Genomic DNA, 26,980 nt, shown 5'->3' on the forward strand with positions numbered 1-26,980 from the left:
ACCTCAACAACCTAGTGGGTGAACTGGTCGTCAACCGCAACAGCCTAGAACAAGCCGAGGAGCGGCTGCGGCAGTTTCTCGACAATTTGCTTTATCAGGTGCAGCAGTTGAGCGATGTGGGTCAGCGGATGCGCGACCTGTATGAGCGATCGCTCCTGGAAAGCTCTCTGCTCTCTGGACGCAAGACCTCTGCCTTTACGACTCCTGGCAGCGCCCCCAGCAGCAGCCAGAGCAACCATGCAACGGGCGTGAGCTTCGACGCGCTGGAGATGGATCGGTTCACGGGCTTCCACACCCTCTCACAGGAGATGATCGAGCTAATCGTGCGGGTGCGAGAATCGGCCTCGGACATTGACTTTGTGGTGGACGAGACAGATCAGATCACTCGCAACTTCCGTCAGATCACCACGCAGCTTCAGGAAGGACTGACCCGCACCCGAATGGTGCCCTTTGCCCAAACCGCCGATCGCCTGCCCCGTGCGGTTCGCGACATCTCTCTGCGCTGTGGCAAGCAGGCAGAACTGGTGCTAGAAGGACGCGAAACCCTGATCGACAAGATGATCCTGGAGCAGCTCTATGACCCGATGACCCATCTGGTCAACAATGCCATTACCCACGGCATCGAGTCGCCCCAGGAACGGGCCGCGATGGGCAAAGCGCCGACCGGGCGAATTACGGTTCGCACCTTCCACCAGGGCAACCAGACGGTGATTTCGGTCAGCGACGATGGCGCTGGAATCGACCCGGAACTGGTAAAACAGAAGGCGATCGCCCGTGGGCTAATCACGCCTGCCGAAGCCAAGAATATGTCTCGGCTGGATGTGTATGACCTGCTGTTCCACCACGGCTTCAGCACCCGCGACAAAGCCGACGACCTAGCAGGACGCGGCGTGGGTATGGACGTGGTTCGCACCAGCCTCAACGAAATTCGGGGCGTGATCAACATCGACTCCTCCGTCGGGCGCGGCACGACCTTCACCATCCGCCTGCCGCTGACGCTGAGTATCTCCAAGGCACTGTGCTGCATCAGCAACCGCGCCCGCATCGCCTTCCCAATGGACGGGGTGCAGGATATGCTGGATGTCCCGCGCGATCGCATCCAGATCAATAGCGAAGGTCAATCCTGTATCCCGTGGCGCGAACAACTTCTGCCCTTCCAGCCGCTGTCGAACCTGCTGAAATACAATCGCAGCCTGGGTCGCGGCAGCGTCTATGGCGGCAACCAGGAAGACGATATTGTGTCGGTGGTGGTGCTGCGGAGCAACGCGGGCAGCTATCTGGCACTGCAAGTCGATCAGGTCTTGGGCGAACAGGAAATTGTAATCAAACAGCTTGAAGGGCCTGTGCCCAAACCGCTGGGCATTGCTGGGGCGACGGTGCTGGGCGACGGACGCATCATGCCCATTGCCGACGTGCTGGAACTCATCGACCTGTCGATGGGCCGCATCCGTCGCGAGGCCGGTAGCTCCCTGTGGGAAGTCAGCGAAGAGCCGCCCGCCGATGCCGCCGATGCAAAGCAGGAACCCACAGTGCTAATCGTGGACGACTCCATTACCGTCCGCGAACTGCTGTCGATGACGTTTGCCAAGATTGGCTATCGGGTGGAGCAGGCTCGCGACGGGCAGGAAGCCTGGGAAAAGCTCCGGTCTGGCTTGCCCTGCGATCTGGTGTTCTGCGACATTGAGATGCCCCGCATGGATGGTCTGGAACTGCTGTCTCGAATGCAGAAAGACACGCACCTAACCCACATTCCTATTGCCATGCTGACATCTCGCGGAGCCGACCGCCACCGTCAAATGGCTATCCAGCTTGGAGCCAAGGGTTACTTTACCAAGCCCTATCTGGAGGAAATGCTGCTCGATGCGGCGCAGCGGATGCTCAAAGGCGAAGTGCTGGTGGCAGCCAGCGGAGACAGTAACTAAACAGTAACTCAGTAACTAAACAGTAACTCAGTAGCCAAGCTAGGCACTTAAACGCTTAGTCAGTGTCTTGCGGCAGATTCAGACTTTGCTGATCTGACGTTGCATCGGGTGCTTCGGGGGTAGGGCGACTTTGCAACCAAGCAAATAGCGCTGACCCCATCACCAAGTTGAGGGTGATGATAGAAACCAGTTGCAGCATCAAGATATAGCGCATAGGGAAATAGATCGATTCTCGACTTTGGATTTGCGATTTTGGATTCCCGATTTCGGATTTGCGATCTTCGGATTGCCTGCCAAGCTCCTGTAGGGCTTCCAGCAATGTCATGATTCTGTTCAGGACTCTGTGAAGCCATTTACACCAGGTTGAAGTGTTCCATGTGGATGTGCGTGGGCGGCACTTGGAGATGGTGGAGTCCGGCTTCGACCGCATCCATCATGCGGGGACTGGCGCAGATAAAGTATTGACGGCTGCCGCGATAGTAGGGAATGTAGCGTTCTAGCAGGGCTTCATCAACGTAGCCCGATTCCCCGGTCCAGCCCTCCTGGGGATGGCGGAGAACGAAGACGATTTGCAAATCCAGCTTGTCCCTCAGGGCTTCTAGCTCCTCGCGGAAGGTGAGATCATCCCAGCGATCGCCCGCGTAGATCAGCAGATGGGGGCGATCGTCGCCGCGTTCGGCGTGGGTAGTCAGAATGCTCATAAACGGCGTGATACCAATGCCCCCAGCGATGAAAACAAACCCGGCGGTGTCTGGATAGCGATCGCTCGTGAACACGCCATAGGGGCCGTCCAGGTAAGCCCGTGTTCCTGGCGGTACGTGCTTAATCTCGCGGGTAAAGTCGCCCAGCGCCTTGATCGTAAACTCGATACGGTCGGACTGGCTGCCGCTGGAGGACATCGAAAAGGGATGCTCGCGCATGTGGAACGGCGATACGTCCAGCGTGATCCAGGCAAACTGACCCGGCTGGAAGGTGAAGCCGTTGTGTCCGTGGGGTCGCAGCGCCAGCGTCCAGCTATCGCCCCGCTGAGACTCGACCGCTTCCACCAGGTAGGGCTTTTTCAACATCATCCACGGCTTCACTAGACGCACATAGACCAAGAGCCAGAGGGCAGCGAGGGCGATCGCCCCCCACAGCAGCGCCTTCCAAAACAGCGATAGGTAGTAGCCAACCCCAATCGCGTGCGCCAGCCCCAGCCCCAGTGCCAGCACCGCCAGCAATCCGTGTAGCGTGCGCCACGCCTCATAGGGAATTTTCAGCCGCGTGCGCCAGATCGAGGTGATAATTAGTGCCACCAGCGCCACCGTCCCCATGACGGCAAATCGGGCCCGCCACGGCGCTTCTGGAAAATTGAGCAGAGCCAGAGTTTCCGGCTGGTTAATAAACAAAATCGCCGGATGCACCAGGATAAACAGCACCGCCACGATGGAGATGTAGCGGTGAAATTGCAGAATAATGTCGATCCCGTAAGAAGCCTCGACCCGGTTGATCCGCGCCGTCAGCGCAAATTGCAGCGCCATCATCGCCAGCCCCACAAATCCCAGTGCCACCGAAAACTCAACCCAGAAGCCCCGCGCTTCACTGGATATCGGCGGATAGAGCAGCAGCACCAGCAGCGGAACGAGCGTCAGTCCCAGATAGATGGAGATCCAAAAGATGGCGATCGCAATTGGACTATGGGTCAAGATAGTCTTCATGATTAGCGGTTCAGGAATAGAGGCTGAGTAACGGCTGAATAGAGGCCGACGAGTCCGGAGTTACGGCGCAACCGTAAGATAGTCTGTTTGCAAGCAGGAGTTCCTCTACCTCAGGCGGCGATCGCCCCTCTGCGTCCCTATGCCTCCAGAGAGAAATACTCTGACCCAACAAAAAACCTGTCTGGCGATCGCGCCAAACAGGTCTTTCCAAGTCCTAACTCCAATATGCTCTCGCCTCAGCGCCGCGGAGCAATTACCCCAGGCTAGGCCTTCTTCAGCCAGCTAAACATGGCCCGCAGATCTTTGCCGACTTCCTCAATGGGATGCTCGGCCTCGCGGCGGCGCATGGCGGTAAAGCCCGGTTTGCCAGCCTGGTTTTCCAGCACAAATTCGCGAGCAAACTGTCCCGTCTGAATCTCCGTCAGGATCTTCTTCATTTCCGCACGGGTTTCGTCGGTGACGATGCGCGGGCCGCGAGTCAGGTCGCCATATTCTGCGGTGTTAGAGATGCTGTCGCGCATCTTTGCCAGACCGCCTTCTACAATCAGATCCACAATCAGCTTCACCTCGTGTAGACACTCGAAGTATGCCAGTTCCGGCTGATAGCCCGCCTCCACCAGCGTCTCAAAACCCGCCTTGATCAAGGCGCTGAGACCGCCACATAGCACCACCTGTTCGCCAAACAGGTCGGTTTCGGTTTCTTCACGGAAGGTGGTTTCCAGAATGCCTGCGCGGGTGCCACCGATGCCTTTGGCGTAGGCCATCGCGCGATCGCGTGCCCGTCCCGTTGCGTCCTGATACACCGCAAACAGCGCCGGAACGCCCTCGCCCTGCTCGTAGGTGCGCCGCACCAGATGTCCCGGCCCCTTAGGAGCCACCATCACCACATCCACATCCGCAGGGGGCACAATTTGGGCAAAGTGAATATTGAAGCCGTGGGCAAATGCCAGCACCTTGCCTGCGGTCAATTGCGCTTCGATCTCATTTTTGTAGACCGTTTTCATCACCTCATCCGGCAGCAGGATCATGATGAAATCCGCTGCCGCAGCAGCATCGCTCACCGTCTTCACGGTCAGCCCTTCCGCCTCAGCTTTGGCAGCCGACTTGCTACCCGGATACAGGCCAACCACCACATTCAGCCCGCTGTCGCGCAGATTCAGGGCATGGGCATGGCCCTGCGAGCCGTAGCCGATAATGGCAATCGTTTTGCCAGCCAAAACGTCCAAATTCGCGTCTGCATCATAATACATCCGAGCCATAGGGAAGGAATCTCCGTGAAGCGAGGGTTATCTGTCTTGCAAATTGGTCTTTGCAAATCGGTAAATCTTGCAAATGTCAAGCATTTGATTCTACCAAACGGAGGGGAGTGGGTGAAAGGCATGGCCCGAATCAGCGCAAAAAGAAACTGGGCCACCCATCAGGCAACCCAGCCCTCAACACAAGACAGTGCTTAGATAGTGCTTGCAAACAAGTGCTGGCAAACAGCAGTTACTTACAGCTATTTACAGCTATAGCGATTAACCGCCACAGCTATTTACAGCTATAGCAATTAACCGCTACGACCGCTACTCCGCAGACTGAGGCAGCAACTCCCGCTTTTCACCCGGAAGCACCTTTACCTGTCCGTCTTCGCCTACATCCACAACGGCCACATCGCCATCCTTGACTCGCCCTGAGAGGATTTCCTCCGCCAGGGAGTCTTCTAGCAGGCGCATAATAGCGCGGCGCAGGGGACGAGCGCCGTAGCTGGGGTTATAGCCCTCTTCCACTAGGCGATCTTTGAACTTCTCGGTGACTTCTAGGGTAATGCCCTGCTCCAGCAAGCGACCCGATACTTCCCGCAGGAGAATGTCACCAATCCGCTTCACCTCGTCCTTCGTCAACTGACGGAAGACGATAATCTCATCCAGACGGTTGAGGAATTCAGGGCGGAAGTATTGCTTCAGTTCCTCATTCACCAGAGAACGGATGCGGTTGTATTGGGACTCAGCCATGTCTTCCGAAGACAGGTCGAAGCCCAGACCGCCGCCACCCTTCTCGATCACCTTGGAACCGATATTGGAGGTCATGATCAGCAGGGTGTTCTTGAAATCCACCGTGCGGCCCTTGGCATCGGTCAGGCGACCGTCCTCAAGGATTTGCAGCAGCATGTTGAACACATCGGGGTGGGCTTTTTCGATTTCGTCGAATAGCACCACGGTGTAGGGGCGACGACGAACCGCTTCGGTGAGCTGGCCCCCTTCGTTGTAGCCGACGTAGCCGGGAGGCGACCCGATTAGCTTGGAAACGGTGTGCCGCTCCATGTATTCCGACATGTCGAGGCGAATCATCGCCTCTTCGGAACCGAAGAAGTAGGCCGCCAGAGCCTTGGTTAGCTCCGTCTTGCCGACCCCCGTAGGGCCAGAGAAGATAAAGCTGGCGATCGGGCGGTTGGGGTTCTTCAAGCCCACGCGGGCGCGACGAATGGCGCGAGAGACGGCTTTCACAGCTTCGTCCTGACCAATCAGTCGATTGTGCAGGGTGTCTTCCATGTGCAGCAGCTTCTCGGACTCGGTTTCCGTGAGCTTGTTGACTGGAACGCCCGTCCAGGCTGCAACGATTTGGGCAATGTCTTCCTCCGTCACCACCGGAGAATCTTCGCCGCCCGTTGCCTCGCTCTGCTTAGATTGGACGATGGCGCGGATTTCGGCGCGTAGCTCCATCTCGCGATCGCGCAATTCGCCTGCCCGCTCAAAGTCCTGATTGCGAACGGCATCGTCTTTCTCTTTTTGAACCTGGCGAAGTTCCTTATCCAGTTCCTTCGCAGCCGGGGGCATTTGCGAGTGGAACAAGCGGACGCGGGAACCCGCCTCGTCGATCAAGTCAATGGCTTTGTCGGGCAGGAAGCGGTCTGAGATATAGCGGTCAGACAGCTTAGCAGCAGCCTCCAGCGCCGCATCGGAAATCTTCAGCTTGTGGTGCTGCTCGTAGCGATCGCGCAGACCCCGCAGGATCTCGATCGTGTCCTGCACCGACGGCTCACCCACCATCACGGGCTGGAAGCGGCGCTCCAGAGCCGCATCGCGCTCGATATGCTTGCGGTATTCATCCAGCGTCGTTGCGCCGATGCACTGGAGTTCACCCCGTGCCAGCGCGGGCTTCAGAATATTAGCCGCATCGATTGCCCCCTCTGCTGCGCCTGCGCCGATCAGCGTGTGAACTTCGTCGATCACCAGAATGACGTTCCCCGCTTGGCGGATCTCGTCCATAATCTTTTTGAGGCGTTCCTCAAACTCACCGCGATATTTGGTGCCCGCCACCAGCAAGCCGATGTCGAGAGTCACCACACGCTTCTCTTCGAGAATATCGGGCACGTCGCCGCTGGAGATGCGCTGGGCCAGCCCTTCGGCGATCGCCGTCTTGCCGACTCCCGGCTCTCCAATCAGCACCGGATTGTTCTTCGTGCGGCGACCCAAAATCTGAATCACGCGCTCAATCTCTTTCTGACGGCCGACCACGGGATCAAGCTTGCCTTCGCCCGCCATCTGGGTCAGATTCGAGCCAAACTCGTCCAGCGTGGGGGTCTTGGTGCGTCCTTGGCTGCCACCCGGCGTGACCTCGGCAGTTTCACCCAGCATCCGAATCACCTGGGTGCGAACCTTAGAGAGATCAACGCCCAGGTTTTCGAGAACCCGGGCGGCCACACCTTCACCCTCGCGAATCAGCCCCAAAAGGAGGTGTTCTGTACCGATGTAATTGTGTCCAAGCTGGCGAGCCTCTTCGAGCGACAGTTCTAGAACTCGCTTGGCCCGTGGGGTAAAGGGAATCTCGACCGCCACAAAGCCCGACCCGCGACCGATGATCTTTTCAACTTCAATCCGAGCGTCCTTGAGGTTGACCCCCATCGACTTCAACACTTTGGCGGCGACGCCGGTCCCTTCTCCAATCAGACCCAGGAGGATCTGTTCCGTTCCTACAAAGTTATGACCCAGGCGACGAGCTTCTTCCTGGGCAAGCATGATCACCTTAATGGCTTTCTCTGTGAAGCGTTCAAACATGGCAGTCTCTATCACCTGCTGCGTGCCGGTACTGCTGATTCTAGCATAGGGTAAGTGAATCCACCCGGCTGCTCAACGGAGACAACCGACCCCAGCTAAGACCCTGATCCTGAAACGAGCGCATCAAAGAATGCAAGCGAAGAATGCGATCGCACGCTTGCCGCTCCGAGGGGGATCTTGCTAGGAAAAGATACCTATGTCAAGAGGGATGGCAGAAAATCCCAGATCGCCTGCTTCTTGTTGGGTAGGGGATTGGGCGGGGATCAGGTGCCACCCATGCTGACGATGGCGATCGCCCACCCAGCCCCACCACTGCCGCAGCGTGTCTGAGAAGTCTGGCTCTTGCAGCCCCCTGCGCCAGAGAATCAGCGCGTCCTCTTCGGGGTTTTGGTAGTAGCGGGGCCGCAGACCGACATCCGTGAAGCCAAATTTTTGATAAAGGGCGATCGCCGCTCTGTTTGATGCCCGCACTTCCAGCGTTGCCCAGTGCATCTCATGTTGCCACGCTGCCTGCATCAACGCCGTCAGCAGCAGTTGCCCCAGCCCCCGCCCCCGCTGTGCCGGATGCACTGCCAGCGTTGTGATGTGCGCCTCGTCCAGAATCATCCACAGACAGCCTAGCCCAGCGAGCGAGGTTTCCCCATCTCCTGCCGCTGCGGTCAGCGCCAGCAGCGTGCTATTCGGGCTGTCAATTTCTCTCAAATAACCGTCTTCCGTCCACAGACCACCCAAACACTGCCGATCCAGCGCTACGGCGGCTTCGACTTGATCCCGTGTCAACAGCGATAGGTATAGCGTGTCCATGCCTATCTGCGATCCAGAAAATCCATCTTCAATCCCTCCAAGAAGGGTAGGTGCCAATTGTAAACTAGAAAAATTGGCATTCCCTCTAGCATTCCTCTGCAAACCCTCCTGTAAAGACAAGGACAGTTCCGCCCGATGGTTTCGACTCCTGCACCCGCTCTAGACAACTCTGGTCGTCAATACTTGCCTACGCTAGACCCTGCGACTGCTTCACCGAATCAAGTTCTAATGCCGCTGACTGCCCGCGCCAACGCACAGGATCATCTGGAAATCGGCGGCTGCGACGTGACAACGCTGGTGGAGAGATTTGGTTCGCCGCTGTACATATTAGATGAAGAAACGCTGCGAACAGCCTGTCGCCAATATCGAGAGGCCTTTCGTCAATACTATCCGGGCGAGTCGCTGGTGATCTACGCCTCCAAAGCCTGGAACTGTCTGGCCGTATGTGCGGTGGTAGATAGCGAAGGGTTGGGGCTGGATGTCGTCTCTGGCGGGGAACTCTACACTGCGCTAAGAGCAGGCGTGTCGCCCGACAAGATTTACCTGCATGGCAACAATAAGTCGGTTGAGGAGTTGTCGCTGGCCGTCAGCGCGGGCTGCACGATTGTCGTGGACAATTGGCAGGAGTTGAAAACCCTGGTGTCTCTGGCGGCCGATTCGGAAACTTCGGAAACTGCTGGCGGCCAGCCGATTCGCATTCTGCTGCGCCTGACCCCCGGCATCGAGTGCCACACCCACGAATACATCCGCACTGGACATTTGGACAGCAAGTTTGGCTTCGATCCTGAGCAGTTGGACGAAGTGTTTGCCTACGTTAGCCAGCAGCCTGCACTGCTGTGTGTTGGACTACACGCGCATATTGGGTCGCAAATTTTTGAGCTACAGGCCCATCAGGATTTGACCAGCGTTATGGTGCAATGGCTGAGCAAAGCGGCGCAGTATGGGCTGCCGATTAGTGAGCTGGATATTGGCGGTGGACTGGGCATCCGCTATACCGAGTCGGACGATCCGCCCAGCATTGACGAGTGGGTGAAAGTGATTTGCGAGGGCATTATTCGCGCCTGCCAGCAGCAGGGCGTGGCGCTGCCCCGGCTGATTGCGGAACCAGGGCGATCGCTCATTGGTTCAGCCTGCGTTACGGCCTATCGCGTGGGGGGACAAAAGACGGTTCCCGGCATTCGCACCTACGTCACGGTCGATGGCGGCATGTCCGACAATCCCCGCCCGATTACCTATCAGTCGGTCTACCGCGCAGTGGTGGCCAATAAGCTGTCGGCCCCGATGACAGAATCAGTGGCGATCGCCGGAAAGCACTGCGAATCGGGCGATATCGTCATCAAAGATGCAAAACTGCCCCCCACTGAGCCAGGGGACGTGCTGGTGGTGATGGGTACGGGTGCATATAACTACAGCATGGCTTCCAACTACAACCGATTGCCCCGTCCGGCGGCGGTGCTGGTAAACCAGGGCGATGCCAGCCTGATCTTGCAGCGCGAAACGGTAGAAGACTTGATCCGCCAAGATCGCCTGCCAGAGCGACTGGTGCGGCGCGAGGGCTGAGGGCTATTGGGGAAGAGGGGGCATCCTAGCTCTGCAAGTTTGCCCTCATCCCCCAGCCCCTTCTCCCGCTTAGGGAGAAGGGGAGCCGGATTGGAAGTCCCTCTCCCAAAGCGGGAGAGGATTTAGGGTGAGGGTTACAAAAGTGGGATGCACCCCCGGAAGAGCAGCGTGAAGGGCGATCGCCCCCTCCCCTTTCCGTCGTTATCTCGCTTGTGCGCCGCAAGATTTTCCCGGCTTGCTTCCGGGTCTAATCTCCGGAGTCATCCGTTAGGAACGTGTATCAGGGAAAGGGCAACCCCCTGTTTTTCCGCTCCCATCGGTCACTCACTGGTTCTTCTTGCCTCCCGCTCTTACAATTGGGGGGTGCGTTCTGTCCTCCGTAATACAGCTAGGACTTACGCAGTTGGATGATTTCTGGCGGGCGCAGCCCGCGAGAAATCATCCAAAACCCAGAAAACTTATCGCAAGTGCGTAAGTCCTGACAGCTTTTTAACGGATGGTTAAGACGTATCGCCTGGTTTGAGGTTTTCACGGTATCTCTTGTGGCGAAGAGACGTTTTTGGACGGATTGCCACGGATTTCGGGAAATACCTGTCCCTAACCCCATTCTTAAAATCTGTTTTCAGGAAATCTGTTTTCAGGTGCGATCGCGCCTGCCATAGCTGAAATTTACACGGGGCATAATGCCTAGCACCAATTAACTGATGGGATCTTTGCTGAAGCAATGGCTGACAAACCCTGGCTGGACTCAGTCCTTGCTGCTGCATGGGATTGATGTTGTATTGGTGCTGATGCTGACCTACATGGTGCTAGTGATTATTGGCGATCGCCGCACGCTGTGGATGGTGCGCGGGTTAATCGTGCTGATGCTGGCTTCGGCGCTCAGCAAAGCCTTGAGCCTGCAACTGCTCAGCTTTGTGCTAGAAAAGCTAGTCATTGGATCTGCGGTGGCGATGGCCTTTATGCTGCAAGCAGAGTTTCGGCGGCTGTTGGAGCAGCTTGGGCGCGGCGAAATCTGGCAACTGCTGAAACCCGCCACCGAAGCAGTACCCAAATCTGACAGCGTGATTGATGAAATCGTCGATGCAGTCAAAGAACTGTCCCAAAATCGCACGGGCGCACTGCTAATCTTGGAAACCAACCGCCCCATTGACGAGCGCGATTTTTCGGTTCCTGGGGTCAAACTCAACGCCGAAGTGTCTAAGGAACTCCTGCAAACCATTTTTCAAACCTCAACGCTGCTCCACGACGGAGCCGTGCTGATTCGCGGATCGCGGCTGGCGGCAGCAGGCGTGATTTTGCCCCTGTCAGAACGCAGCGCCTCTCGGCAACTGGGCACGCGCCACCGGGCTGCAATGGGAATTACTGAGCGAGTGGAGCAATGCCTCTGTATAGTGGTATCGGAAGAAACGGGTTCAATTTCTCTGGCGGAAGGCGGCATCTTGAATCGCCCGCTGACCAGCAGCAAACTGCGAGAACTGCTGATTGCGCGATTTTCTCAGTCGGTCGAGCGTGAACCCGTTGCGCCGCAGTTGCGGAGTCTGGGCCGTCAGTTTATCGACCGACTCAAGCTCCTTTTGCCCGCCCCCTTTCGCATTTCCAAGTCGGCTTCTCGGAGAAAAAATGACAGCAAAGCCAACCGTTCTTAGAGACCTGCCCGCAGACTTGCAGCAGGAGCGCCTCCCAAAACACGTTGCCGTGATTATGGACGGCAACGGGCGCTGGGCAAAGCAGCGGGGCTTGCCGCGCATCATGGGCCATCGGCGGGGTGTTGATACCCTCAAGGAACTGTTGCGCTGCTGCCGAGATTGGGGCATCGGAGCCTTGACAGCCTATGCTTTTTCGACGGAAAACTGGGGTCGTCCACTGGAAGAGGTGGACTTTTTAATGACTTTGTTTGAGCGGGTGCTGCGCCAGGAACTCCGCGAAATGATGGAAGAACAGGTGCGGATTCGGTTTGTGGGAGATCTGTCGAGGCTGCCTGCGTCGCTGCGGGCTGAGATTGAGCGGTCGATGGCAGAAACCAGCCAAAATCAAGGCATTCAGTTTTCTGTGGCCACGAACTATGGCGGGCGGCAGGAGATTGTGCAGGCTTGTCGGGCGATCGCCACTCAGGTCGAGCAGGGCAAGCTGCACTCGGAAGACATTGACGAGGCGCTGTTTTCTCAGCATTTATATACCCAAGGTACGGTCGATCCTGACCTGCTGATCCGCACCAGCGGCGAAATGCGAATCAGTAACTTCTTGCTGTGGCAGATGGCCTACGCCGAGATTTATATTACCGACACGCTGTGGCCCGACTTTGACCGGGCAGAGTTTCACCGGGCGCTGGTGGACTATCAACAGCGCGATCGCCGCTTTGGTCGTCTCTCTTCGTAAACCTACAATACGCATAGTATTTAGCTGCTTAGTTTTCGATCGGTTGCTGAGTTCACCTGTCCTACTGGCTTCAATCGCGCACTCACTGATGAGACAAATTGCTAACCAAACGCCCACTAGCTTTATCTCAGGGCAATTTCTCAGGGCAATTTGTCTGGATCTGCAATGCCGTAATTTTCTGGAGTGAACCATGTCAAACCTGCGCGGAGTCCTTGGACGATTTTGGACAAATCTGAACTGGGAACTGGTGGACTTACTCACCAATCCAGCGAAAGTCACGCTCTTATTCGTCATCTTGCTGGCGTTGCTGTGGGTCGTTCCCAAACTCATCCCCGGTTCAAAAAACTGGATGCGGCGGCGAAAATCTCTAAAGCGCCTGCTGATGGGCGCGTTGGTGCTGTATTGGCTGATGGTTTCGCCGCTGGGTGCCGCCGCGCTCACCTATCCACTGGTGACTGCCCTACCCCCCGATTCGGGACAGACTGCTGATGCCATTGTCGTGCTGACGCGCAATTCTCGCGATGAGGGGCAACGCTACAAGACAGCCGTGGACCTCTACAAGCAAGGGCGATCGCCCCGGATCTTTGTAACGATGGAACACAACATGGAGGAGATCGCGGAACTGCTTGAGCAACAAAACATTCCGCTATCGGTTCTCGCAGCGACACGGTGTGCCCGCACTACCAAGGACGAAGCCGAGTCAACGGCGACCATTTTGGGGCCCCAAGGCGTAGAGACGATTATCTTGATCACCGATCCGGCTCATCTGAAGCGGGCAACGTTGACCTTTGAGGGCTACGGCTTCTCGGTTATTCCCCATGCTGAAACTGCGCCAATTCCGTCTGCACGGCGATCGCTCCTAGCGCTGCGAGAATATCCGGCGCTGGTCAGCTATCTGCTGCTGGGACGGTTTCACCCAGATTCGCCCGATGCGCTGAAAAATCCGCCCCCTGAACTGCTGGAAAAAGTCCGGGAGCGGGGATGTGCGATCGCCCCAAACTAGGCCAGCCATTGCACCAGCAGACTGAAGTCTTCGCCTTGCGCCGCTTAGAGCGCTGATTAACTGATTAAGATTGACTGAGTTAATTAGAGCGCTGATTAATTAGAGCGCTGATCAACTAGAGCGCCAATTACCGCGATGGGTTTGCAGAAGTCCGTCGCGTTTCCGTTTGCGTCGCCTTCGGCATCCTGCCTGCATTTTGCCTGCATCACAGCCTAATGCATCACAGCCCAATGCATCACGGCCCAACAAAAATTGCCTCGTCCAAGTCTCGACGGCTCAGAGAGTATTTGAACGATCGCACCAGATCTTGTCCGTTTTCGCCCGCACCAATGTAGCGAACGGCAATAGAGTCTACATCCATCACAATTTCTGCTTCCCACTCAGGCTTTTGTACATACCAGCAATGCAAATTGTCGCGATCTTGCTGGCAGCCCTGCGAAATGAGCCACTGCTCAATTTCGGGCAGCGGATGATTATAGAGCGGCGTATCGGCAGGGGGGAGGGACATAAGACGGTGTGAGGTGTGGGGATAGGCGGAATAAAAGGGATCAAGCAGCGAGAAAAATGCCTGCGTCACTCCATCACGGCATCGCTCGTGGCTTCTGGGTCAGAGTCCACTGGCTCACGATCGGAGACATCGGGGGGAGAAACCGCAGAGTGGGCTGTGGCCGGGTGAATAATTTCGACTAGGCGCTCGGACTTGAGGCTGGCGATGGTAAACTCGCCCCGCGAAACGCCCACCGCCAGCACCAGCAGCAGGCAGGCGACAAAGGTAACTCCCAGGATGAACAGGGCAAATAGCTCACCCGCAGACAGGGGGCGATCGCTCGGATCAAGATAAGCGCTTGATCGATAGCGGCGGGCTTCGGAAACGGGACGATTGAAATTTGCCGGGGTCTGGATGACCGAAACGCGGGAATAGCCGCTTTTCAAGTCATAGGCGGCGCGGCGCTCTGGGCTGCTCAGCGTGGCGTAGGCCTCGTTGAGGGCGTGAAACTTGGCCGTAGCTACGTCGGGCGGCAGTTCCGTCGTATCTGGGTGGTAGAGCTTGCTCAAGTCTCGATAGGCGCGACGAATCTCTTGCACCGATGCCGTATGGCGCAGCCCCAGAACAGTGTAATAGTTGGTGGATGGTGGCGTGGGATAGGTCGCATCGGGTGATTGCCCTGGCACTGTAAATCCTCCGGTTTTGGAGCAGCCCCTAATTTTTGGTTCGTATAGCGCTAGGACTTACGCCCTTGCGATTAAACTTTTTGGCTTTTGGACGATGGCTCGCGAGCGCAGCCTGGGAGCCATCGTCCAACTGCGTAAGTCCTAAGCTCATATTTTTAACTAATTTTAACCAAATGTCTGGGCGATCGCGCTAGGGGAACGCTTTTGAAGCAGGTCACGGAACCACTGCTCCGTGCGATCGCCCATCGCCTGCATCGAGTAGTGGGCTTCGGCGCGGCGGCGACAGGCCGCCCGGTCGATTTGCCCCAGCTTGTCAACAGCCGCCACCAGTTCAGCCACCTGATCCGGCTCCACCAGCCAGCCCGTTTCCCCATCGATGACAATCTCCGACGGGCCGCCCCGACGGTAGGCAATGACGGGTACGCCGCAGGCCAGCGCTTCCACAGCTACATTGCCGAATGCCTCGACCCATTTAGGAGTCATGACCAGCGCCCGACAGCGGCCCAGGTCTTGCTGCAATTCTTCGGTTGAGAGAAATCCCCGGTACTCGACCGGCGCATCGGGATAGCGCTGCTGGATCTGCTGCCAGTAGGCAGGATCGGGCATCGCCCCCCACACCGAGAGGGGAATTTGGGTTTGTGCGGCGAGGGCGATCGCATCTTCCAGCCCCTTTTCGGGAGCCAGTCGCCCCACCCAGCCTAGTCGATTCTCTGGCTCGGCACAAAACTCGTAGCGCGACAGATCCAGGCCGTTGCCCAGCACGCGGAATCCGCCCGCATCTGGAAAAGTATCCACCTGGGCGTGGCTGTGGGCGGCAAGCGTGCCCGGAAACATGCGGGCGACCTGCTGAATGGCAGCATCCATCGCCGCTGACAGCGATCCCATGCTGATCAGATGGGCCACGGGCCGCTGAAAAAAGGGCGTGAGGTAAAGCGGCAGCCAGTCGTAGGCAAAGTTCACCAGCACATCAACGTCGTGCTGCACTTGGCGGGCATAGTCCCACATGTTGCCTAGCACCGACTCTGGCGGTAGGGTAATCGGGTCGGTATAGTGCTGGGTCTGGGCACTGGTTTGCAGCTTGCCAGGAATCTGGGCGATCGCCACTGGGGCCGCGTCGGCAGACTGCGGCAGTTGGGAACCCTCCGGCGCAACGATTTGCACCCTGTGTCCCCGCTGGGTCATCTCTATTGCCAGGTTGTACAGCGTCAATTCCACACCGCCACCCAGCCCGGTGCCCAGCGGTGCAACCGGGGTAGAAAGAAACAGCAGCCGCAGAGCAGAACCGTCGGAAAGGATTTGGGAGGTCATGGGGACGTGGTGAGGAGCGATCGCGCTTGGTCGCAGTCTTGCTGAATTTGCGCCTTCAGCGCGTCGAGGGAATCAAACTTTTGCTCAGCGCGGAGAAATGCCTCTAGGCCGACCACCAGCGTTTTGCCGTACAGATCGCCCGCCCAGTCCAGCAGGTGAACTTCTACCTGGCGCTGGCTGCCGTCTACCGTTGGACGATAGCCCAGGTTCATCACGCCGGGTTGCGGCTGCCTTGCTGGGTCTGCGGGCGGGAGGACTAAGGCGTTGGGAAAAGCCTCATTCTGAACCCAAACTCGAACCGCATACACGCCCAGTCGGGGCAAAAACTTTTCTTCGGGCAGGCGCAGATTTGCAGTGGGAAAGCCGAGCGATCGCCCCAACTGCTGCCCCTTCACCACGTCGCCGACGAGCATGTAGGGTCGCCCCAGCAGCCGCGCAGCGGGCCGCACAAGTCCTTGCTGCAAATAGTCGCGGATGGTAGAACTGCTGACCTGCTCGCCGTCCAGCGTATACATGGGCACGATGTGAACGGGAATGTCGTACCGAGCGGCGATCGCCCGCAAATCTTCCGCCGTGCCCGCCCGCTTATGCCCAAAGCAAAAATTCTCGCCCACGCTAATTTCCTGTGCCGCCAGCGATCGCACCAAAATCTGCTCTACAAATGCCTCTGGCGACAGGCACGATAGGGCATAGTCGAACGGTAGCCGCACCAGTTGCGCGACCCCAAGGGGTTTGAGTTGGGCCACCTTTTCCGCCAGCGGAGTCAGCAAATCGCGGCGCTTGCCCGTAAAAAACTCGCGGGGGTGGGGGTGGAATGTCACAACGGTCGGAACAGGGGCGATCGCGCCAGAACCCACAGCGCAAGTTGCCCGAAACTGCTGCGCGGCCAGCCAAACAGGTTCAATCACAGTTTGATGCCCTGGGTGAACGCCGTCAAAGTTTCCTAGGGCAACGACTGTCGGGGTTTTTACCGTCTCTAAGCAGGATGTGATCCACACGCTTTACATTCTGACATAAAGCGGCTGAGCGAGGTGGAACCTGGACTGTATCTGCTGCCAAAGGCTGGAGCTAATCTCGGACTCAGGCAGAAATGCTGGCTTGCGAAGCAGCAGGCTTGCCGTCAGTCGTGTCTGCTGATTCTGCGGATGCTGCGGATGCTGCTGCCTCTGCCAGTACGTCGATCTCCAGCCCTTCGTAGGCAACGATGCTGTTGGGAAAATGCTTACGGGTGTCTTCCTGGACGCGATCCATAAACTCGTCGCTGTGCAGCGGGTCGTGGTGGAAAATCACGACTTTCTTCACGTTCGCTGCCTTCGCAACCTTCACCGCTTCCTGCCAGGTCGAATGTCCCCAGCCAACTTTGCTGGATTTTTCCGAGTAGTACTCCTCGTCGGTGTAGGTAGCATCGTAGATCATGACATCCGCGTTGCGACAGAGCCAGAGGACGTTTTCATCCAGCCGATCGGGGAAATGCTCGGTGTCGGTGATATAGGCAACTGCGCGATCGCCCCAGTTGACGCGATACCCCACCGACTCGCCCGGATGGTTCAGCAGGGCGTTTTCTACCAGCACCTCCCCCACCTGCACCGACTCTCCAATCTCTAGGTCGCAGAAGTTCATATCCGCCCCCATGATTTGCAGCGGCACGGGGAAGTTGGGATGCAGCATCTGGTCATTAAGCCGCTGCTCGATGGTGGAGCCGTTGGGGGCGATCGCCCCATAAATACTGAACTTGTTGCCTTTGACAAAGGCTGGCACAAAAAACGGAAAGCCCTGGATGTGATCCCAGTGGGAATGGGTAAAGAACATATTGATTCGCAGCGGCATCTCTCGCAGCAAAGACTGCCCCAGCACTCGCAGCCCCGTACCGCCATCAAAAATCAGCCGCTCTCCAGCGACGCGCATTTCCACACAGGAGGTATTCCCCCCATAGCGCACCGTCTCTGCGCCAGGACAGGCAATACTGCCCCTCACACCCCAGAAATGAATCGTAAACTGGTTTTTCACGCTAGACATTTGTGGTTCTTACTGGACTGACATTGGCCCTGCCAAACAAGACCTTCTCGTTGCATGGCGCTTTCATCCGTGAATGCTTCGGCTCTTGATAGGTGGCTTCCAGGCGTTTGGCGTTTTGAGAATACAGCCCCAGAAAAATATCGGCAGTCCCAGCAGTATCAGCAATATCTGGCAAATATCTGGTAATACTCCTGTGCCACCTACGCCAAAGTCCCCAAAGAACAATTCACCCTGTTTGCACCGTACCCCTTTTGCACCTTGAGCTATCTGGCGGTAGAACCTGGCTCAACATACCACTCACCAATCTATGCCCTATTGTAAAGGGGGAAAGACCGTCCGGCTGCATCCTTGATCCTAGAGTTCCCTCTTCATCATGACATTGCTCTAATCTCACAAGAAATTTTGTTTGCTGCAAATTCATAGAACCAAATTTACAAAAAACTTTCAGCATCGGTGCAGCACTGGGGTTTTGCCCGCGACGGTGGAAATTTGCGACTGGCTCGTTCATCATGCTTCATCCAGTTGAAGCTGACATCCGCAATTCATAGAAAAAATTCAGATTCTGCGACCTTTTGAACTTTGTTTGAAATTTGATTGAAATTTGTCAAGAAACGAGTGCTGTTCTTTGGCTAACCGATTAGCCACCTCGATCCCATACTGCATTTGCTGCATTTGCCCCCATCTCTGCCAAACTGGCCGAGTGACTGCTGGCCAACTGACTGTAGCCTGGCTTAGGGCTGAGCTTGACTCCTTATTCAACCGATAACGTCCAATCCCGGAGATGATGCAAACCGTGGGCACAGGAAAGGTTATATTGCAGCGGCGTAATGGTGATGTAGTGCTGGCGAATGGCCTGGACATCGGTCATCATTTGATTCAGCCATGTTCCGCTGGCTTCACCGAGCCGGGTTTGCGAAGTCACCACCAGTTCTAGGTCTGGCTGCGGCACGTCTTCCAACAGCTCGCCCGCCAGCCAGTAATAGGTTTTGCCCCTGGGGTCAATTCGCTTTTCAAACTGGTCAATGTAGCGCCGGAGTCCCTGTCGAGTCACGGCTACGCCCGCAATTTTTTCGACAGGCACAGCGGGCACGTTGACATTCAGCAGCATCGGCTGGGGCAGCGGGTTGGCGGCTAAGTAAGCAACGAGCCGCTGGGCAAAGTTGGCAGCAGGCTGAAAATCTTTTGAGGAAAAGCTGGTGAGGCTGAAGGCAATGCCAGTTACATCTTCGATAACGCCTTCCATCGCCGCCGAAACAGTCCCCGAATACAGCACGTCTGTGCCCAGATTGGAGCCGTGGTTGATGCCCGATAGCACCATGTCAGGGGGACTGTTGAGGAGCGCTCCCAGCGCCAGCTTTACGCAGTCAGAAGGGGTGCCCGAACAGGCCCAGGCCGTGACGCTGGGCTGGAAAATGCCTTCGACCTGCTCTGCCCGAATCGGCTTGTGGAGGGTTAGCCCATGCCCAGTGGCCGACCGCTCTCGGTCGGGGCAGACGACGGTGATTTGGTGCCCTGCTTGGGCGAGGGTATTTGCCAGGGTGCGAATTCCTAGAGAAAAAATTCCGTCATCGTTGCTGATTAAGAGGTGCATAGTGGGTGGTTTGATTGAGGTGAGGCCCATTCAGAATTATGAAAGCGATTGGCTGGCTTATCCATTACTATTCTTCCTCTGCTATTCTCCGCTTGCGCCATGCTTCTGTTGTAAAGGGCGATCCTGTGGGGAGGGGGGTCGTTGAGGGATGAAGCTCGGTAAACTATCGGTAAACTAGGGGAGTAGGGATTGTAGCTCTACGCCGAGGGTTGCTCTTGAAGACTGGCTCGAAGAGATTCCTCTTTCCTGGTTCTTCTGGGCGACTTCTCCCCAGTCCTTTTCAGACATTCCTCAGACATTCCTTTCAGAACAACCCGCCAGACAACCTGTATGACCACCCAGTTGGTAGAGCTAGAAACCCAGTTGACGACGTTGCAGCAAGAAGCCGAAGGGGCGATCGCCGCTGCTGCTTCCCTCGAAGATTTAGAACAACTCCGGATCAAGTATTTGGGCAAAAAGGGCAGCCTGTCGCAAGTGCTGGGCGGCATGGGGCGGCTGAGCGCTGAAGAGCGTCCCCGCATTGGGGCCCTGGCCAATGAGGTCAAGGAAGTCGTGCAAACGGGGCTGGATCAGAAAAAGGCGGCGCTGCAAGCGGCCCAAATTGAAGCTCAACTGGCCGCGGAAACCCTGGACGTGACCATGCCCGGAACGTTCCGGCCCCAGGGGCGCAACCATCCCCTAACCAGCACCATTGACCGGGCGCTCGATATTTTTGTGGGTCTAGGCTATACCGTGGCCCAGGGCCCCGAAATGGAAACCGACTACTACAACTTTGAGGCGCTCAATACGCCCGCTGACCACCCGGCGCGGGATATGCAGGATACGTTCTATCTGCCGGATGGCAACCTGCTGCGAACCCACACGTCTTCGGTGCAGATTCGCTATATGGAGGCGAATGAACCGCCGATTCGCGTGGCGGCTCCGGGGCGGGTCTATCGACGCGACACGGTGGATGCGACCCATTCGGCTGTGTTCCACCAAATCGAAATTCTGGCAGTCGATGAGGGGCTGACCTTCACTGACCTGCGCGGCACGATTAAGACATTTTTGGAAGAAATGTTCGGCGAGATTGAGGTGCGCTTTCGACCCAGTTTCTTCCCGTTCACAGAACCATCAGCGGAGGTAGACGTGCGCTGGCGGGGACGCTGGCTGGAGGTGCTGGGCTGCGGCATGGTCGATCCCAACGTGCTAAAAGCGGTTGGCTATGACCCGGAAATTTACACGGGCTTTGCGGCCGGCTTTGGGGTAGAGCGGTTTGCGATGGTGCTGCACCAGATGACCGACATCCGCGACCTCTACAAGAGCGATCTGCGCTTTTTGCGGCAGTTTTAGTCTGGCAAGTCATGGTCTAAGTTGGCGGTTGAACCATGCTTGCGCCGTCGAACTTGCGCCGTCGAACTTGCGCCGTCGAACTTGCTGTGCCTGCCATGCTGTCCAATTGTGTGGTCAGATTGTGCTGTTGCAGCGGGCTGTTGCAGCGGGCTGTTGAAGTGGGCTGCCAAAACATGGCGGCAGAATGTTACGTTTATTAACGTTGGGAGCGTGAATTTCTAAAACGACCATGCGTTTACTTCGAGCGTTGCTAGGTCTGGTGTTTGGGCTGTGGGTGGGGCTGATGGGGCTGCCGCAGGGGGCGATCGCCGCGAGTTCTGCTGCCATCCGCGCCTACGACGACGTAGAAGCCACCACCAAAAATTTTGCAGGACAACAGTTGATTCAAGCAGAATTTGCTAATGCTCAGCTTGCTGGAGCAGACTTCAGCGGTGCTGACCTGCGCGGGGCTGTGTTCAACGGTTCCACGCTTACGGGGGCCAACCTGCAAGGAATCGACATGACCGATGGGATTGCCTACCTCAGCAATTTTGCAGGAGCCGACCTGAGCAATGCCGTGCTGACCTCTGCCATGCTGCTGAAAAGTAACTTCAAGGGCGCGAAGGTGGACGGAGCCGATTTTACCTTTGCCATGCTGGATCGAGAGCAAGTGCTTCATCTATGCAAAACGGCATCAGGTATAAACCCGGTGACTGGCGCTAATACACGAGAATCGCTAGGGTGTAGGTAGGGTTTCTAGGCGGCTCCCTAACTGCCTCGCCGTTTAACCAAATCGCTCTTTAGCCCGGTCGATCGGACGGCTGACAGAACCGCTGGAGGTTGCTGCGAGGCTGGTTCTTTTGCAAAAACTGGGTGGCAGCCGCTGCATCTAGCGGGCGGCTGAAGAGATTGCCCTGCATTTCCTCGCACTGGAGCGATCGCAGCTTGGCAAGCTGCTCTACTGTTTCTACACCTTCAGCGACGACATTCAAATTTAGCCCCTGCCCCAGCGCCACAATTGCTGCCACGATCGCCGCATCATCTGGGTTGACTGTGACATCCTTGACGAAGGAGCGGTCAATTTTCAGCGTGTTCAGCGGAAACTGCTTGAGATAGCCCAGAGACGAGTAGCCCGTGCCAAAATCGTCCATCGCAATCCGCACGCCCATGTCTTGTAGCTCGTGCAGCAGTGTGGTGGTAAACTCCACATTCTGCATCGCAGCCGTCTCGGTAATCTCTAGCTCCAGGCCGGTTGGCGGCAATCCCGTTTCTTCTAGGATGCTGGCGATCGCACCTACCAGGTTGGGCTGCTGAAACTGTCGTGCGGATAGATTTACCGCGACCCGCAGTGGGCCGAGGCCGGCTTCTTGCCACTGCTTGTTTTGTAAACAGGCTGTGCGGAGAACCCAGAACCCGATGGGAACGATCAGCCCATTTTCTTCTGCCAGCCCTATAAATGTCTGGGGTGAAATTAGCCCAAGTTTGGGATGAGTCCAGCGCAGCAGTGCCTCCATCTGAATAATTTCCCCCGTCAGGATGTTGACCTGGGGCTGATAGTGGAGGGTAAATTCCTGCCGTTCTAGTGCGTAGTGCAGACTGCTGTCGAGGACGAGGCGCTCGGTAGACTGGCTGGTAATCGCGGGCGTGTAAAACTGATGATTATCGCGTCCGTGCCCTTTGGCCAGGTAGAGCGCGGCATCGGCATTTTTCAGCAGGGTTTGGGCATCGGTTCCGTGGTCTGGAAACAGGGCAATGCCCATACTGCATGTAATGTGTAGCTCGTGGCCATCGACGTAGAAAGCAGGGCGTAGCGTCTCAGAGATACGCTCAGCAATCCGGCTAGCATCCTGAGGCGATTTTAGATTGGGTAGCAGTAGGGTAAATTCGTCGCCGCCCCAGCGGGCGATGGTGTCTTCTTCGCGCAGGCAGTAGGTGAGGCGCTGTGTGGCTTGTTCCAGCAGGCGATCGCCCACCGCATGGCCCAGCGTGTCGTTGATGGTCTTGAACCGATCCAGGTCTAGAAAAACGACGGCAAACGGCTCCTGTCTACGGCGGGAGCGGGTCAGCATGAGATACAGATGGCGGTTGAACATCATCCGGTTGGGTAGACCCGTCAGCGCGTCATGAAAGGCCTGGTAGCGCATTTTCTCTTCAGTGCGCTGGCGCTTGATCGCGCCTCCTAAACTGGCGGCGATCGCCCGCAGGCTAGATTCTTCGCTTGCCGACCATTGGCGCTCAGAGCGGCAGTCATCCAGCCCGATGAAGCCCCAAAACTCATCTTCGATAAAAATCGGCACCATCAGCGAAGACAGCACACGAACCGCTGCCAGCACTTTCTGCTCGTCCCTGGGAAACTCTCGCGTAATTCCCCCCACACACTTGCCCAACAGAAACTGCTCATACCAGCGGTCTAGCCCGTGGGCGGCGTAGGGCTGATTTTGCCAATCGGACAGGCAGGGGGGTGTGCCTTCGTGAACCCATTCATAGCGGACGCTCATGGCCAGCGCCCCCGTTGTTTCGTGGGGATGATTTTCGGCAATAAACACCCGATCAACCCGGGCCATCGTGCCCAGAATGGCGATCGCCTGGGAGATGGCCGTCGATAAATCCTCGTGGGTGAGCAGGCAGTTCGCAGCCTGGGCCACCCCCTGCAACAGATTGTCGCGGTTCAGCAGTTCCAATTCTGCCCGCTTGCGTCGGGTGATATTTTCCACGGTTCCTTCAAACCGGATCAGGTTTCCCGCCGCATCGTACAGCGCTCGCACCGATTCCGAAATCCAAATGACGCTGCCATCCTTCCGATAAACCTCCGACTCGAACCCTTGAACCGTGCCCTCCGTCTGCATCAGCCGCACAAACTCTGCCCGACGCTGCGGATCTACATAGAGTTGCTGCTCGATATTGGTCAAATTGGCCATCAGGTCGGCAGGCGACTCGTAGCCATACAGCCTTGCCAGCATCGGGTTGACCATCAGGTATTGTCCGTCGGGCGTACTTTGAAAAATCCCCTCCACCGCGTCTTCAAAAATCCCCCGATACTTGGCTTCGGCAGCTTGCAGGGCCGCATCTGCTCGCGCCTGCTCGATGGCAATGCCCGCCAGCGGCGCAGCAATTTCCAGAAGCGACCAGTCTGCGGCGGTTGGGGTACGCGGTGTCCGGCTGTGAATCGCAATGCTGCCCAAAACATTGCCCTGAGAGGAGAGAATAGGCAGCGACCAGCAAGACACCAGCCCAAACTGCCGTGCAAAATCGCGATAGTCTTCCCAGAGGGGGTCTTGGTAAAGGTCAGGGGTAATCACGGGCGATCGCCGATACATGGCCGTGCCGCAGGAACCGACCTTAGAACCAATCTGCACGCCGATCAACTGTTCAATATAGCTGCTAGGCAGGCTATTCGTAACGCCACCTTCGATCCGCTGCCCCGCTGCATCGAGCAACAGAATGGAGCCGATCAGCCCGGTGGTTTGAGCTTCAATCACCTGGAGCAGCAGTTTCAGGGTTTCCGACAGATCAGCGCCCGTGGCGATTTTTTCCAGAACCCGCTTTTGCCCCGCCAGCAGTTGCTCTGACTGCTTGCGCTCAGTGATGTCGCGGGAAACAGCAATGATTTCCTGAACCTGCTGCGTCGCCGGATCGCGTAGCGCTTTACTGCGCGTTTCAAACCAGATGTAGTGTCCCTCGGCGTGGCGGACACGATAGACTACGGGCCCGCCACTCAGCAGCGGGGACTGGGGAAGCGCTGTTTTGAGCAGACCTTCCCGATCCTGGGGGTGCAGCAGATCCGTGAGCGATCGCCCCACCAGATCCGCTGGCCCATAGCCCAGCAGCGCCTGACAAGCCGGAGAAGCATAGCGATAAGTCCCATCCGGCGCATGGCCAGAAATCAGGTCAGTCGCATGTTCAGTGAGCAACCGATAGCGAGACTCACTCTGACGCAGGGCCGCCGCCGCCTGCGCCCGCTCCAACGCCAGGGAAACAGCCGCCGCCGCCGCCCGCAGCAAATCCACCTCTGCCGCTGTCCAGGTTCGCGCCTCTACACAGTTTGAAAAGCCGATAAACCCAAAAAACTCGCCATTCACCAGCAGCGGCAACACCAGCAGCGACAGCACGCCCTGCGGCTCTAGCACGGCCCGCTCCGAGGCAGACAGTTCTGCCACGATCCCCGCATAGGGTCGCCCTTCGGAAAGGGTCTGTTCAAACTGGGTGGAATAGTCGAGATAGCGCAGCCCTTGCAGCAGCGGTCGGTCGATATTGGGACAAATTCCTTCGGCGCACCATTCATGCACGTAGTACATCCGCAAATTGCCGTCCGAGTCGCGGCTATTTTCAAACACGTAGACCCGACTCGTCCTAGCAATCTGCCCCAAGCGCTGGGAGACAAGGGCATAAATCTCTGCCGGATTGTCTAGCAAGAGCAACTGCTGCTGCACGTCCACTAGCGTCGCCAGGTATTGCTCTCGCTGGGCCAGGGCTTCTTCGGCCTGTTTACGCTCGGTAGTGTCGTCGTAGGAGCCAAGAATGCCGATAATCTTGCCGTCGGCATCCCGAATCGGCACTTTGCTGGCATCTTGCCAGATTTCGCGGCCGTCGGCCAGCACCTTTTTACGAACCATGTGCAGCTTGGCTTGGCCAGTGGTCAGCACTTCGCGATCGCTCGTCACATAGCGATCCGCCTGGTCGGTAGGCCAGAGGTCGTGGTCGGATTTTCCCACCAGGTCTTCTGGACGCTCAAGTCCGGCTGAATGGGCAAAGTTGCGGTTGCCGCCGCGATAGATGAGGTTGCAGTCTTTCCAGAAAACGTGCTGCGGGATGTTGTCGATAATCAGCCGCAGAAACGCCTCCTGTTCTCGCAGGGCCCGCTCGGTGCGCTTGCGCTGGGTGACGTTTCGCACGCTGACAATAAAAATCTGGCTAGCGGGTGGGGTGCCAGCAGGTTGACTTAAAAGGCTGCCAGACGGGCTGACCGACGGACTGCCAAACGGACTGCCAGACGAGCCACCAAAGCGTTGATTGCCGACCTGGAGGGATGCTGTGCCGCCATCGGCAATCCGAGCCTCAAAACAGCGCTCCTCGCCTTGCAGCAGCAAGCTGTATTCCAGGGTTTGCACGGTTCCAGTTTGCTCTGCCTGGGCGATCGCCCCCATCATCGACTGCGCGACCTCAGGAGGCAACAGTTCATCAATCTGGCGACCCAGTTGCTCACTCAATGAAAACACTAAATCATCGTCTCGCTCCGTTTGAATATGGAGACAAGTGCCCCGCCGATCGACAATAAACAGCATTTCTGGCAGCGCCCTCAGTAGGTTGCGGTTAAGAGTTTCGCTCTGGCGCAACGCATCTTCTGCCTGCTTGCGGTGAGTAATGTCTTCCACGATGGCAAAGGTAAATTGCAGCGCCCCTTGCTCATCGCGCACGCCGCAGACCGTCAGATTTGCCCAAAAGATGTTGCCGTCCTTACGAACGTAGCGCTTTTCAATCTGGTAGTGATTGCGTCGCCCTTCGATCATGTCTTGCAGCAGGGCCAGGTCGAGTTCTAGATCTTCTGGGTGAGTATAGTCCCTGAAGTTCAAACTGTAGAACTCTTCTCGGCTATAGCCAAAGATTTGGGTCGAGGCAGCGTTGACATCAATAATGCGACCGTCCAGCGCAGTCATGCCGATGCTAATGTTGGCATGTTCAAAAACGGCGCGAAATCGGGACTCATTTTGCCGCAGGGTTGCTTCTGTTTGGCGAAACTGGATTGCTGTACCTAGCTGAGCAGCGATCGCCCCCATCACTTGTAAAATTTGGGGATTTTCGGCGCGCACGTCTCGGCTGACAAAAACCAGCACCGCCAGCGGGCGATCGCTCTCCATCACTGGCACCGCCAGCGCCGATCGCCAATTTGGGATGACGATTGGGGTTGCAGCTACGCCAAGCTGCGGCGCGGGCACAGACGATCTTTCTTGACCCCCTTCTTGCCCCCCTTGAGGCTGCATCGCCAAATCGACCACCCACTCCGTCTTCGGATGGCTCCACACCCGCTCCAGCAGCGCCATCCCTGCCTGTCCCAACAGATCTGTGATAGGCGGCAAATCTACGACGGGCGCATCTGGCTCCACTGTCCAGTCTAGCGCTGCCAGCGGATTGATCCAGCTCGCCGCCCATCCCTGCTGTTCTAGAGGGTCTTGGGGAAACCA

19 protein-coding genes are annotated in these 26,980 nt (G+C 57.1%); 7 read left to right on the top strand and 12 right to left on the bottom strand.

The genetic code is table 11. The features are described from left to right. A partial coding sequence (locus tag IGS51_RS12430) for a hybrid sensor histidine kinase/response regulator (protein WP_297078679.1) occupies nt 1-1,922 on the top strand: 1,922 nt, incomplete at its 5' end. 55 nt (nt 1,923-1,977) lie between these two features. Here IGS51_RS12430 and IGS51_RS12435 read toward each other — a convergent pair. The 5 genes from IGS51_RS12435 to rimI all read right to left on the bottom strand — a co-directional run bounded on the left by IGS51_RS12435 (nt 1,978) and on the right by rimI (nt 8,460). Beyond that, nucleotides 1,978-2,136, bottom strand: coding sequence for a hypothetical protein (locus tag IGS51_RS12435; RefSeq protein ID WP_297078680.1), 159 nt, complete (start codon nt 2,134-2,136; stop codon nt 1,978-1,980). Nucleotides 2,137-2,275: 139 nt separating this feature from the next. After that, entirely contained in the window at nt 2,276-3,619 is a 1,344-nt protein-coding gene (locus tag IGS51_RS12440; RefSeq protein ID WP_297078681.1) for a ferric reductase-like transmembrane domain-containing protein, read from the bottom strand. A gap of 263 nt (nt 3,620-3,882) precedes the next feature. Continuing rightward, nucleotides 3,883-4,878, bottom strand: a complete 996-nt coding sequence (gene ilvC / locus IGS51_RS12445) for a ketol-acid reductoisomerase (RefSeq protein ID WP_172355441.1) — start codon at nt 4,876-4,878, stop codon at nt 3,883-3,885. A 306-nt stretch (nt 4,879-5,184) separates the two neighbouring features. Beyond that, nucleotides 5,185-7,656, bottom strand: coding sequence for an ATP-dependent Clp protease ATP-binding subunit (locus IGS51_RS12450; protein ID WP_297078682.1), 2,472 nt, complete (start codon nt 7,654-7,656; stop codon nt 5,185-5,187). Nucleotides 7,657-7,836: 180 nt separating this feature from the next. Next, on the bottom strand, nt 7,837-8,460 hold the full coding sequence (gene rimI / locus IGS51_RS12455) for a ribosomal protein S18-alanine N-acetyltransferase (RefSeq protein WP_297078683.1): 624 nt from the start codon (nt 8,458-8,460) through the stop codon (nt 7,837-7,839). A gap of 135 nt (nt 8,461-8,595) precedes the next feature. Here rimI and lysA point away from each other — a divergent pair, with 135 nt between their 5' ends. From lysA to IGS51_RS12475, 4 genes are all read left to right on the top strand, one after another. Next, nucleotides 8,596-10,020, top strand: a complete 1,425-nt coding sequence (lysA, locus tag IGS51_RS12460) for a diaminopimelate decarboxylase (protein WP_297078684.1) — start codon at nt 8,596-8,598, stop codon at nt 10,018-10,020. Nucleotides 10,021-10,724: 704 nt separating this feature from the next. After that, on the top strand, nt 10,725-11,669 hold the full coding sequence (gene cdaA / locus IGS51_RS12465) for a diadenylate cyclase CdaA (RefSeq protein ID WP_297078685.1): 945 nt from the start codon (nt 10,725-10,727) through the stop codon (nt 11,667-11,669). After that, nucleotides 11,644-12,399, top strand: a complete 756-nt coding sequence (locus tag IGS51_RS12470) for an isoprenyl transferase (protein ID WP_172355431.1) — start codon at nt 11,644-11,646, stop codon at nt 12,397-12,399. Before cdaA ends, IGS51_RS12470 begins: the two co-directional genes overlap by 26 nt. A gap of 190 nt (nt 12,400-12,589) precedes the next feature. Further along, complete coding sequence (locus IGS51_RS12475; RefSeq protein WP_297078686.1) at nt 12,590-13,402, top strand: YdcF family protein; 813 nt, start codon at nt 12,590-12,592, stop codon at nt 13,400-13,402. Nucleotides 13,403-13,637: 235 nt separating this feature from the next. Here the strand turns inward: IGS51_RS12475 and IGS51_RS12480 are convergent, their stop codons facing one another. The 6 genes from IGS51_RS12480 to surE form a co-directional block, all read right to left on the bottom strand. Beyond that, nucleotides 13,638-13,910, bottom strand: coding sequence for a DUF3143 domain-containing protein (locus IGS51_RS12480; protein ID WP_297078687.1), 273 nt, complete (start codon nt 13,908-13,910; stop codon nt 13,638-13,640). Nucleotides 13,911-13,975: 65 nt separating this feature from the next. After that, a complete protein-coding gene (locus tag IGS51_RS12485; RefSeq protein WP_297078688.1) occupies nt 13,976-14,575 on the bottom strand; it encodes a J domain-containing protein in 600 nt (199 codons plus the stop codon). Between the two features lie 165 nt (nt 14,576-14,740). Beyond that, nucleotides 14,741-15,883, bottom strand: a complete 1,143-nt coding sequence (locus IGS51_RS12490; RefSeq protein WP_297078689.1) for a glycosyltransferase family 4 protein — start codon at nt 15,881-15,883, stop codon at nt 14,741-14,743. Beyond that, nucleotides 15,880-16,881: a bifunctional riboflavin kinase/FAD synthetase gene (locus IGS51_RS12495; protein ID WP_297078690.1), complete on the bottom strand. Its 1,002-nt coding sequence runs from the start codon at nt 16,879-16,881 to the stop codon at nt 15,880-15,882. Before IGS51_RS12495 ends, IGS51_RS12490 begins: the two co-directional genes overlap by 4 nt. A gap of 82 nt (nt 16,882-16,963) precedes the next feature. Next, nucleotides 16,964-17,899 carry an MBL fold metallo-hydrolase gene (locus tag IGS51_RS12500; RefSeq protein ID WP_297078691.1) on the bottom strand — a complete coding sequence of 312 codons (936 nt, stop codon included), beginning with the start codon at nt 17,897-17,899 and terminating at the stop codon, nt 16,964-16,966. Nucleotides 17,900-18,650: 751 nt separating this feature from the next. After that, nucleotides 18,651-19,490 carry a 5'/3'-nucleotidase SurE gene (surE, locus tag IGS51_RS12505; RefSeq protein WP_297078692.1) on the bottom strand — a complete coding sequence of 280 codons (840 nt, stop codon included), beginning with the start codon at nt 19,488-19,490 and terminating at the stop codon, nt 18,651-18,653. 330 nt (nt 19,491-19,820) lie between these two features. Here surE and pheS point away from each other — a divergent pair, with 330 nt between their 5' ends. Continuing rightward, on the top strand, nt 19,821-20,822 hold the full coding sequence (gene pheS, locus IGS51_RS12510) for a phenylalanine--tRNA ligase subunit alpha (protein ID WP_172355415.1): 1,002 nt from the start codon (nt 19,821-19,823) through the stop codon (nt 20,820-20,822). A 229-nt stretch (nt 20,823-21,051) separates the two neighbouring features. Further along, a complete protein-coding gene (locus IGS51_RS12515; protein WP_297078693.1) occupies nt 21,052-21,552 on the top strand; it encodes a pentapeptide repeat-containing protein in 501 nt (166 codons plus the stop codon). Between the two features lie 49 nt (nt 21,553-21,601). On the opposite strand, the gene IGS51_RS12520 is transcribed toward IGS51_RS12515, so the two are convergent. Beyond that, nucleotides 21,602-26,980: PAS domain S-box protein (locus tag IGS51_RS12520; protein WP_297078694.1), on the bottom strand; the 5,379-nt coding region annotated here is incomplete at its 5' end.

Source organism: Thermoleptolyngbya sp. M55_K2018_002, from assembly GCF_015295965.1.
Lineage (GTDB): Bacteria > Cyanobacteriota > Cyanobacteriia > Elainellales > Elainellaceae > Thermoleptolyngbya > Thermoleptolyngbya sichuanensis.

Excerpts from the sequence above, each read along its gene's own strand:
- pheS (WP_172355415.1), top strand. The coding sequence starts at position 19,821 with ATGACCACCCAGTTGGTAGAGCTAGAAACCCAGTTGACGACGTTGCAG.
- IGS51_RS12435 (WP_297078680.1), bottom strand. The coding sequence starts at position 2,136 with ATGCGCTATATCTTGATGCTGCAACTGGTTTCTATCATCACCCTCAAC.
- cdaA (WP_297078685.1), top strand. The coding sequence starts at position 10,725 with ATGGGATCTTTGCTGAAGCAATGGCTGACAAACCCTGGCTGGACTCAG.
- IGS51_RS12480 (WP_297078687.1), bottom strand. The coding sequence starts at position 13,910 with ATGTCCCTCCCCCCTGCCGATACGCCGCTCTATAATCATCCGCTGCCC.
- IGS51_RS12490 (WP_297078689.1), bottom strand. The coding sequence starts at position 15,883 with ATGACCTCCCAAATCCTTTCCGACGGTTCTGCTCTGCGGCTGCTGTTT.
- surE (WP_297078692.1), bottom strand. The coding sequence starts at position 19,490 with ATGCACCTCTTAATCAGCAACGATGACGGAATTTTTTCTCTAGGAATT.
- IGS51_RS12470 (WP_172355431.1), top strand. The coding sequence starts at position 11,644 with ATGACAGCAAAGCCAACCGTTCTTAGAGACCTGCCCGCAGACTTGCAG.
- IGS51_RS12450 (WP_297078682.1), bottom strand. The coding sequence starts at position 7,656 with ATGTTTGAACGCTTCACAGAGAAAGCCATTAAGGTGATCATGCTTGCC.
- ilvC (WP_172355441.1), bottom strand. The coding sequence starts at position 4,878 with ATGGCTCGGATGTATTATGATGCAGACGCGAATTTGGACGTTTTGGCT.
- IGS51_RS12475 (WP_297078686.1), top strand. The coding sequence starts at position 12,590 with ATGTCAAACCTGCGCGGAGTCCTTGGACGATTTTGGACAAATCTGAAC.
- lysA (WP_297078684.1), top strand. The coding sequence starts at position 8,596 with ATGGTTTCGACTCCTGCACCCGCTCTAGACAACTCTGGTCGTCAATAC.
- IGS51_RS12500 (WP_297078691.1), bottom strand. The coding sequence starts at position 17,899 with ATGTCTAGCGTGAAAAACCAGTTTACGATTCATTTCTGGGGTGTGAGG.
- rimI (WP_297078683.1), bottom strand. The coding sequence starts at position 8,460 with ATGGACACGCTATACCTATCGCTGTTGACACGGGATCAAGTCGAAGCC.
- IGS51_RS12515 (WP_297078693.1), top strand. The coding sequence starts at position 21,052 with ATGCGTTTACTTCGAGCGTTGCTAGGTCTGGTGTTTGGGCTGTGGGTG.
- IGS51_RS12440 (WP_297078681.1), bottom strand. The coding sequence starts at position 3,619 with ATGAAGACTATCTTGACCCATAGTCCAATTGCGATCGCCATCTTTTGG.